Here is a 3469-nt window from a genome sequence, read left to right as displayed (position 1 = left end):
CTGGCAGCGTAAGGGCACTACAGAAGCGCTCAAACACATCGAATGCCGGTGCAACGAGCCGGCGAGCGCTGCGACACAACACGCGCGCTCGTCATCAAGTCAATTTACGACTTGATCAGATGTTCCCAAGGTCGCGAAGAAGACGGGCGGACTCGCTTTTACTGCGATGACCGGCATCCCGACTTTCGATCAACTGGAATCCTTGGCCAACGCTGCGAAGGCGTTCATCGCCAAGCCCGGCGACGTTGTCTCGACGGATGACATCAAGCAATGGGTCGATCAGGCCGGTGAGTTCGTCAAGGACAAAGAAGGCGCGAAGGACAATGTTCCTCACCAGATGCACAAATTCCGAGAGGAATTTGAAGAACTGATCGAGGCGGCGGACATTGAGCAGCTGGTCGTCCTGGTCGATGACCTCGATCGATGCCTCCCGGAGACCGCCATCGCGACGCTCGAGGCGATTCGGCTGTTCCTCTTCGTGCCGCGCACCGCGTTCGTCATCGGCGCCGACGAGATGATGATCGAATACGCCGTCCGCTCTCACTTCCCGGACTTGCCGGCACAGGTCGGACAAGTCCCGTATGCGCGGAACTACCTGGAAAAGCTCGTCCAAGTTCCATTTCGCATCCCAGCTCTGGGCACCGCAGAAACGCGTATCTACGTCATCCTCTTGCTCGCCCAGTTGGCGCTCGGGGAGCAGGATCCGAGCTTCAAGAAGCTGCTCGACCTGGCCCGCAGCGAGTTGAAGAAGCCTTGGGCGACCCGCGGCCTTGACGTGGGCAGCGTCACGACGGCGCTGGGCGCGGCGCCATCCCCAGCGCTGTCGAAAGTCCTGAATACTGGCATTCAGATCAGCAACATCCTGGCCGAGGGCACAAAGGGGAATCCGCGGCAAATCAAACGGTTCCTCAACTCGGTGCTGTTGCGCTTTGCAGTGGCAGAGGAGAGAGGATTCGCCGGCCAGTTGGACCAGTCCAAGTTGGCCAAGGTGATGTTGGCAGAGAGCTTTGCGCCGGTGTTTTACTTGCAATTGGCGCGAATAGCTGTCTCGAGCGCGGGCGGACAGGTCCTGGCGCTCGCGCAACTCGAAGCATCTGTTGGGGCCACGGCGACACGCACCGCCACCAAGGGTGCCGCCGCAAGCCCACCTCAACCCGAGGTCGAGGAATGGTCCAGGACGGACTGGATCAAGGAATGGGCGGCCATCGCTCCGCCGCTGGGTACCGAGGACTTGAGGCCGTATGTGTTCGCGACCCGAGACAAGAGAAATTACCTGGGCGGCTTGGCGGCCGGAAGCCATCTGGACGCCTTGGTCGATCGCTTGCTCGGATCTCGCATGGCCGCCAAGAGCCTCGCCCCGGAGATTGACAAGCTGGCCGGGACGGAACCCGAACAGGTGTTCGACGCACTCCAGACTGCGATCCGGAGCGCGACCGACCTGAGCAAAGAGCCTGCCGGGTTACACGGCATGGTGTCCTTGGTCGCTGGTCATCCGAAGCTCCAGCGAAGGTTGGGTGCGTTCCTCGCCGAGCTCCCCGTCGGCTCGATCGGTGCCTGGGCTACGACGAACTTCTCCACGCTGCAGACTGAACCGGAGCTTGGGGCGTCGTACCGGATCCTTCTGCAAGGATGGGCCTCCCAATCTGAAAATTCAAAGCTGAAGGCCGCCGCCCAGGGCGCGCTGAAGCTACTGAAGGCATCCTGATGGGGACTTCCAAAGGCTTCGGCGGTCCTTCCAACGGTTTGGTGCCTTCGTGGGCGGACGACCCCGCCTCCGGCGCGGCCCCAGCGGGGCAAGGCTCGGGTACAAGCACCGCTGCTCCCCCGCCTGCCGGTCCACCTCCTCCAGTTGCTCCGGCTCCAGCCGTCGCGCCGACGCCACCCCCGAAGACTTTGACGCAGGCGAGGTCAAAGTTCACGACCTTCACAAAGACCGGGAGTTCGAGCGCCCTGGGCGGCGCACTGCGGCGCCATGTGAACAGTACAGGCGGGGCGTCCGGGGCCGCTCGGCGAATGGGGGCCTCCCGCGTCACCGGCGGACAATTGCTCGGCGTGGTGCGCGACGCGCAGCGCGTCGGCGTCGCCGATGCGCTGCGGTCCAGAGGGCTTCAGCAACTGATCGGCCGACCTGCAGAGGAGGTATTCCTCGGCCTGATTGACCTCATCTGTCTGCCAGGTGGCCCGGTCGACGAGGGGATATCGCGGCAGGCATTGTTGGATGCGATCCAAGACCAAGTCGAGGCCGGTGTGGTGGATTTTGGCGATCTGACGCCCGATCAGCTCAAAGAGTTCTTCCTTGACTACATCATCCGATCGATCGAGGGAAAGGTGATCAGCGACATCGCCGCAAAAAGCATCCAGCTCCCCGAAAACGTCGAACGCGCACTCGATCTGGAGGAACAGCTCAAGGACTTCATCGCCGGCGCGACACGCAGTCACCTCGGTGAACTGCTCGAGGGGCCGCTCACATCCCTCACAGATCCACAGATCAACGACAAGGTCTTGCAAATCTACGAGGCGGCATTCACCCTCGTTGAAGAGGCCGGCGAGGAAGCCGAATGAGCCACCAAACCATCATCTTCCGACTCGGTGCCACCGATGGCGAGCAAGTGACACCATCGAGGCTGGATTCAATCGTCACGGATGTCCCGTTCCTGGACCCCTACGACAAGCCCATGTATGGCGTCGACCACCCGTTGGATCAACTCCGCGAATGGGGATTCAACCCATCCGAAATCGGCGTGGAGCTAGTCATGCTGGCCACCGCACTGACCGCCGCCGACACGCGGATCTCGAGGGGCACGCACTCCCAGGACGGCTGGTCGCGCGAGATCGATTTGCACTTGCCAGTGGGCGACGTTGCACGTTGGTCCTCGCAGGCGATGCTTCTGCAAACGACGCTGCGATTCCTGACCGGTGATCGTTGGCAACTCTTCTTCCGTCCGCGACCGGTCGATGCACCTTCATTGGTGCGGCCCACCGAGAAGCTTCGGATGTTTGACCCGTCGTGTGTATGCCTGTTCTCCGGCGGGCTCGACAGTTTTATCGGAGCGACCAATTTGCTTGCACGCCAGGAGGCACCGATGCTGGTGAGCCACTGGTGGGATCCAAACGCCAGCAAGCATCAAACCAAATGCGTCGAGGCGCTCGCTGCGAGGTTTGTCACGCAGGAACTTCATCACGTTCGAGCACAGATCGGCTTCGATCACGACACACTGGCGCAGTCCAGCCGAGAAGATACGCTGAGGGGCCGTTCATTTTTGTTTTTTGCCCTGGCCGCGGCTACAGCCAGCGCGGTGGGTGGGGTGGTGACGGTGTACGTCCCGGAAAATGGCCTCATTTCAGAGCTGGCCCCGGAAATCTGAACAAGCCGATAAGTGTGGAAACTGCTCCTGCTGGCGAGGACCTCGCCTGTGAAGACTGGAGCGAATATGAGCAGAAGACCCCGCCGCACGCACTCAGCGGCCTT

At 61.6% G+C, this 3469-nt stretch carries 2 protein-coding genes and 1 pseudogene; all 3 read left to right on the top strand.

Going from position 1 to position 3469, the window contains the following annotated elements; all coding sequences use genetic code 11:
• Nucleotides 1-139: 139 nt before the first annotated feature.
• A pseudogene (qatA, locus tag VLK31_RS36115) lies at nucleotides 140-1705 on the top strand (Qat anti-phage system ATPase QatA); the annotation flags it as partial.
• Nucleotides 1705-2562: a Qat anti-phage system associated protein QatB gene (qatB, locus tag VLK31_RS36110; RefSeq protein WP_409173304.1), complete on the top strand. Its 858-nt coding sequence runs from the start codon at nucleotides 1705-1707 to the stop codon at nucleotides 2560-2562. The pseudogene qatA and the gene qatB, both read left to right, overlap by 1 nt.
• On the top strand, nucleotides 2559-3365 hold the full coding sequence (locus tag VLK31_RS36105) for a hypothetical protein (protein ID WP_409173303.1): 807 nt from the start codon (nucleotides 2559-2561) through the stop codon (nucleotides 3363-3365). Before qatB ends, VLK31_RS36105 begins: the two co-directional genes overlap by 4 nt.
• The last annotated feature ends 104 nt before the right edge of the window (nucleotides 3366-3469 follow it).

The organism is Variovorax sp. H27-G14, assembly GCF_046156345.1.
Lineage (GTDB): Bacteria > Pseudomonadota > Gammaproteobacteria > Burkholderiales > Burkholderiaceae_C > Variovorax.
This window is presented reverse-complemented; position numbering and strand designations above follow the sequence as displayed.

Bases quoted from the DNA above. Each gene is read 5' to 3' on its own strand.
- qatB (WP_409173304.1), top strand. From the start codon at position 1,705: ATGGGGACTTCCAAAGGCTTCGGCGGTCCTTCCAACGGTTTGGTGCCT.
- VLK31_RS36105 (WP_409173303.1), top strand. From the start codon at position 2,559: ATGAGCCACCAAACCATCATCTTCCGACTCGGTGCCACCGATGGCGAG.